Origin of the sequence: Psychrobacter sp. 4Dc (assembly GCF_002836715.1) — a bacterium.
GTDB lineage: Bacteria > Pseudomonadota > Gammaproteobacteria > Pseudomonadales > Moraxellaceae > Psychrobacter.
The window spans coordinates 1-6,187 of sequence record NZ_PJAT01000021.1 but is presented as its reverse complement, the minus strand read 5'-3'; the positions used below and the strand labels follow the sequence as shown (position 1 = coordinate 6,187).

The 6,187-nt window shown below is 44.9% G+C and carries 1 protein-coding gene and 1 pseudogene; both read left to right on the top strand.

Annotation, left to right across the window (positions count from 1 at the left end; genetic code table 11):
- The first annotated feature begins 363 nt into the window (after positions 1 to 363).
- Positions 364 to 1,646: pseudogene (locus CXF61_RS01610) on the top strand (IS256 family transposase).
- Positions 1,647 to 2,386: 740 nt separating this feature from the next.
- Positions 2,387 to 6,187: GLUG motif-containing protein (locus CXF61_RS01605; RefSeq protein ID WP_165596920.1), on the top strand; the 3,801-nt coding region annotated here is incomplete at its 3' end.

The window sequence follows — 6,187 nt, the reverse complement described above, 5'->3', positions numbered from 1 at the left end:
CGAGTTTATATCAACTCTAGGTGATACTTGGTTTTGGGGGTCAAATTACTTAGCACAATTTGGTACTGGCGACATTCAAACAGAAAGATATGTTTCAAAAGACAAAACCCTAATTCCAAGAAAATCACTCTTCAATATTCACGCTAACAAGTAACTAACTTTAAAATTAAGAAGGCTCACTATGTCACAGTCAATAAAAGATATCTTTTATCACGCGCTACTAGCTCGTGCAGCTTACTCTGAGATGAAAAGCAACGACTCGCAAGATTGACATTTTCTAGAGAGTTAAGCAGGATTGGATAGAATCGGGAGTTTCCTAAAAACTGTGTAACTGCTTATAATCCATTAACAGGAGAATAAGCAATGACTACTCAATCTGACATTAAAAAACTGGCCGAGCAAATGGCTGGTAGCATGAAAAGCTTTGATAACATCAAAGACTTCCAAAAGCAGCTCATGCAATCCTTTATCGACACTGCCCTTGAAGCTGAGATGGAAGACCATCTCGGCTATCCTAAGCATGAGAAAGCAGATAAGCCAAATAAACGCAATGGGCATACTAAAAAGACCGTCCGCAGTGATACAGGCGATCTTGAAATCTCTACCCTAAGAGACCGTGATAGCAGCTTTGAGCCTGTACTCGTTAGTAAGCATCAAACCCGTATCTCAGGTCTTGATGATAAAATCATATCGTCACTACAGGCATAGCCTTCCGTCTTGCGCTTCGGGCAAGTGTGCCCCACACACTTGCTTATCCTCGCTCATACGCCAAAGGTCAAACCACCACTGAGATCGTAGAGACCATCAAAGAGCTCTACGATGTCGACATCTCAAGCTCTCTTGTCTCAAGAGTCACCGATAACATATTAGAGGACATCACTGCATGGCAAAACAGGCCACTGAGCAGTATCTATCCTATTGTCTACCTAGACTGCATTGTCGTGAAGATACGTCAAGACAAGCAGATCATCAACAAAGCCATTTACTTAGCCCTAGGCGTCAATCTTAGCGGTAAGAAAGAGCTGCTTGGTATGTGGCTCTCAGAGAATGAAGGGGCTAAGTTCTGGCTGGGTGTTCTCACTGAACTACAAAACCGCGGGGTACAAGATATCCTCATTGCCTGTGTCGACGGCTTAAAGGGCTTCCCTGATGCCATTAACACCGTCTATCCAAAGGCACAGGTTCAGCTGTGTATCGTACACATGGTGCGCTATTCAATGAAGTTTGTGCCGTGGACGGATAAAAAGGCCGTAGCGGCTGATTTAAAGGCCATCTATGGCGCTGATACGCTTGAGATGGCAGAGGCCAATCTTGAGCACTTTGATGAGGTGTGGGGCGAGAAATACCCGCACGTGGTCAAGTCTTGGCGCAATAGCTGGGAGGGCTTAACGGTGTTCTTTAATTACCCTAAAGACATCAGAAAAGTCATATATACCACCAATGCTATTGAGTCGCTAAACAGTGTGATTCGGACGGCGGTGAATAAGCGTAAGGTGTTCCCCTCTGATCAGGCTGCATTCAAGGTAGTATATCTGGCAACCCAGCAGGCGTCTAAAAAGTGGTCGATGCCCATCCGTAACTGGACGTCTGCTCTGAATCGTTTTATGATTATGTTTGATGACCGTATCAGTAAGCATTTAATCTAAATGGCAGTTACACAGAATCTGGGATGGGATCAATTCATGGGGAAGTCCTGAATACAAAGAAAATTAACTCTATTCTCAAAAAACCCTTTAAGTACACTGAGAAGTATCCTTCTACTACCGCAATAATTCAAAACCTTGCTACCATTACCCTACAGCCAAAGGTTCAAGTCCTCACTAAGCTACCGAACCAGTCAAAGCACCTGATTAACTCACCATAGGTCTACCCCAAAAGGTCGCTCATCCCCACAATACACTTGATAGGGATGATCGACCTTTCTACTACTGAGCGTTCTACTACTCAAACACATATCGTTTAGATTAAGCTAAGCATCATTAACTGCTCACTCGTTATATTAAGCCAATAACGCTGAAGACAGTAAAAAACAATAAATCTGAATCGATAACCAATCATTCAAAGCGATGCCTAACTCTCTAAAATAGTTGAGTATTATCAAATAATATACTGGACTTACATAACAACAAAATTGTAATATAAAAACTACATTTCGATACTTATAAATATAGTTTTTTAACATTGATTGTTTTTATAAATCTTTCTCAACTTCTCTAAATCCTCACCCAACAGCGAGTCAGCCTGATTCTTTATTGAGACATTCCTACTCTTATAAGCAGTGTCCTGTATATGGCAATAATAGAATTCATATATTCAAAATCATTAAAATTTAGAATGTTGTCTTGGTTGCAAGTCTTAAACACTAATCATAAATGAGTGCTAGAACATGAATAAAGTCTATAAAGTGATATGGAATTCGCGCCTTAGCTGTTGGCAAGCGGTGTCTGAATTGGCCAAAGGTCATGGCTCACGTAGTCAGACAAGTGGGGTAGCAAGCCCTGCAACTGCAACCTTGTCGCATATGCTCTCTGCTGCGCTACTATTCGGCATGGCCATGCTGCCGCTGTCCGTCCAAGCAGCCATCCAGAACAACGCCTTACCCACAGGGGCTCAAGTAAATTCTGGCTCGGCCAGTTTTACCCAAACCAACAACACACTCAACATCAATCAAAACAGTCAAACCCTCAGCAGTAACTGGAATACCTTTAACATTGGTCAAGACGCCACCGTCAACTTTAACCAACCCAATCAATCCTCCGTTGCCATCAACCATGTACTGGACAGCAACGCCTCCCAAATCATGGGACGACTGAATGCCAATGGTCAAGTGTTCTTACTCAATCCCAATGGCGTGGTGTTCTCTAAAACTGCACAAGTAAACGTAGGAGGTATCGTCGCCTCAACCCTACAGCTCAGTGACAGTGATATCCAGACCGGCAAGTACCTATTAAAAGGCGATGCCAGTAGCAATGCAAGCATTGAGAACCATGGATCAATCAACACCTTATCGGGCGGCACCGTGGCACTCATTGCCCCAACTGTGATCAACACCGGCTCTATTAAAACCCCTAACGGCACCACCCATTTAACTGCAGCAAGCCAAGTCACCTTAGCATTGCAAGATGGCAGCTTGACCCAGTATCAAGTGGATGAAGGCGTACTACAAGGCTTGGTCGACAATGGTGGTGCGATCGTGGCAGATAATGGTGCTGTGTACTTGAGTGCCAAAGCCAAAAACAGCTTAAGTAAAGCCGTTGTCAATCATAGCGGTATCATTGAAGCCAACCGATTGGTACAAAATGCCAAAGGTGAAATTATTTTATTAGGGGATATGCAACAAGGAGAGGTGGTGGTTAGTGGCACGCTAGCCGCAGAGGGTAAAAACGGTCAAGACGGTGGGTTTATAGAAACCAGTGCGGCACGCGTCAAGATTGAGCAAGGCACTAAGGTATCGACCTTATCAGACACGGCACAGACAGGCACTTGGCTCATTGACCCGATGGATTTTACCATTGCTGCCACAGGCGGTGATATCACTGGTAGCGACCTGTCCAATAATCTAACGACCAATAATATCACTATCCAAAGCACTAACGGCAGCACGGGGGATAGTGGTGATATCAATGTCAATGATAATGTCACTTGGAGTGCCAACCTACTCACCCTAAATGCCCTAAATGACATCAACATCAATGCAGAAATGACGGCCAGTAGTACAGCCGGTCTAGCACTGGAGTACGGTCAAGCAGCGGTGCAATCAGGCAATACAGCAACTTACTATGTCAATGCCCCAATCAATCTGGCATCTACAGGCAGCTTTTCAACAAAGCTTGGCAACGATGGCGCTGTTAAAAACTACACGATTATCACTGAACTAGGCAGTGCAGGGTCAACCACAGGGACAGATTTGCAAGGTATCGATGGCAATGTGTCAGGCGATTATGTACTGGGGTCAGACATAGATGCTACTGCCACTACTGGGTGGAATAGTGGTGAGGGCTTTAATCCCATTGGACGCACAAGTAATACTAGCGCTATTTCATTTTCAGGTACCCTCGATGGCTTGGGTCATACCGTGGATAACTTAACGGTGAACAGACCAAACAACATTTATGCGGGACTTATTGCTTATAATAACGGCGATATCCGCAACATCGGCATGGTGGGTGGTAGTGTTAAAGGAGCGGTATATACCGGCGGTTTGGTCGGATTAAATAGTGGCAGTATCACTAATGCCTATGCAACAGGTGATGTTAGTGCTAATTCTAATATTTCTACTTATTCTTCTTATGCCGGCGGTTTGGTTGGATACAATAGTGGTAGCGGCAATATCGAAAATGCCTATGCGACAGGAGATGTGAGTGCTTCTTCTTCTTTTTCTTCTTCTTCTGCCGGCGGTTTGGTCGGGTTAAATTACGGCAGCATTACTAATGCCTATGCGACAGGAGATGTGAGTACTTCTTCTTCTTCTTCTTCTTCTGCCGGCGGTTTGGCAGGGTCAAATAGTGGCAGCATTACTAATGCCTATGCGACAGGTGATGTGAGTACTTCTTCTTCTTCTTCTTATTCTTATGCCGGCGGTTTGGCAGGGTCAAATAGTGGCAGTATTACTAATGCCTATGCGACAGGTGATGTGAGTGCTTCTTCTTCTTCTTCTTCTGCCGGCGGTTTGGCAGGGTCAAATAGTGGCAGCATTACTAATGCCTATGCGACAGGAGATGTGAGTACTTCTTCTTCTTCTTATTCTTCTTATGCCGGCGGTTTGGTCGGGTTAAATACCAGCAGTATTACTAATGCCTATGCGACAGGAGATGTGAGTACTTCTTCTTCTTATTCTTCTTCTTATGCCGGCGGTTTAGTTGGAGTAAATTACGGTAGTATCGAAAATACCTATGCGACAGGAGATGTGAGTACTTCTTCTTCTTCTTATTCTTCTTCTTATGCCGGTGGTTTGGTCGGGCAGAATGACGGCAATATCGAAAATGCCTATGCGACAGGAGATGTGAACGCTTCTTCTACTTCTTCTTCTTATGCCGGAGGTTTGGTTGGAGTAAATACTGGTAGCGGCAATATCGAAAATGCCTATGCGACAGGAGATGTGAGTGCTTCTTCTACTTCTTATTCTTCTTATGCCGGAGGTTTGGTCGGGTTAAATACCAGCAGTATTACTAATGCCTATGCGACAGGAGATGTGAGTGCTTCTTCTTCTTCTTCTAATGCTTATGCGGGTGGTGTGGTCGGGTTCAATTACGGTAGTATCACTGATGCCTATTGGAATACTGAGACCTCAGGTCAAGCCAATGCTGTGGGTTTAAATAACGGCACTGATACTGCGACAGGCTTAACCACTGAACAGATGAAAAAGATGTCCTATTTTAGTGGTTTTGATATCGATGATCAAGGTGGCACAGGCACAGTGTGGCGTATCTATGAAGGAGATACCAATCCCTTATTAAGAAGCTTTTTGACCGAAGTTGATTTATCAGCAGTTAATACGACTTATAATGGAGAAAATCAGACTCTGGCTCAAGTAGCAGGTGTGGATTCAACCAAATTATTGGGTGGCAATACCTTAGATCATCGTGATGCAGGGACGTATTCAAGTAACTACTACTCAAATCAACAGGGTTACGATTTAATTGGTGATTCAGCCACATTGACGATTAAAAAAGCCGCTGCTACTGTGACCGCCAACAGTGGCAACACCACCTATAATGGTCAGAGCCAAAGCGTGACTGGCTTTAGTGCAACGGGTCTGGTCAACGGGGAAACCGAATCCGTCTTAACGGGTGTCAATGCAGGGGCAAGCGGCACCAATGCTGGCAACTACGTCAGCACCGCCAGTGGTTCAGACAACAACTACGTCTTGACCTTCGTAAATGGCAGCTTGGATATCGCCAAAGCCGCAGCTACTGTGACCGCCAATAGCGACAGCACCACCTACAATGGTCAGCAGCAAAGCGTGACTGGCTTTAGTGCAACGGGTCTTGTCAACGGGGAAACCGAATCCGTCTTAGATCAAGTGAGCGCAGGAGCAACTGGCACCAATGCCGGCAGCTATACCAGCACCGCTAGCGGTACCGACAACAACTACGACTTGACCTTTAAGGATGGCAGCTTAGACATCGCCAAAGCCGCAGCTACTGTGACCGCCAATAGCGACAGCACCACCTACAATGGTCAGCAG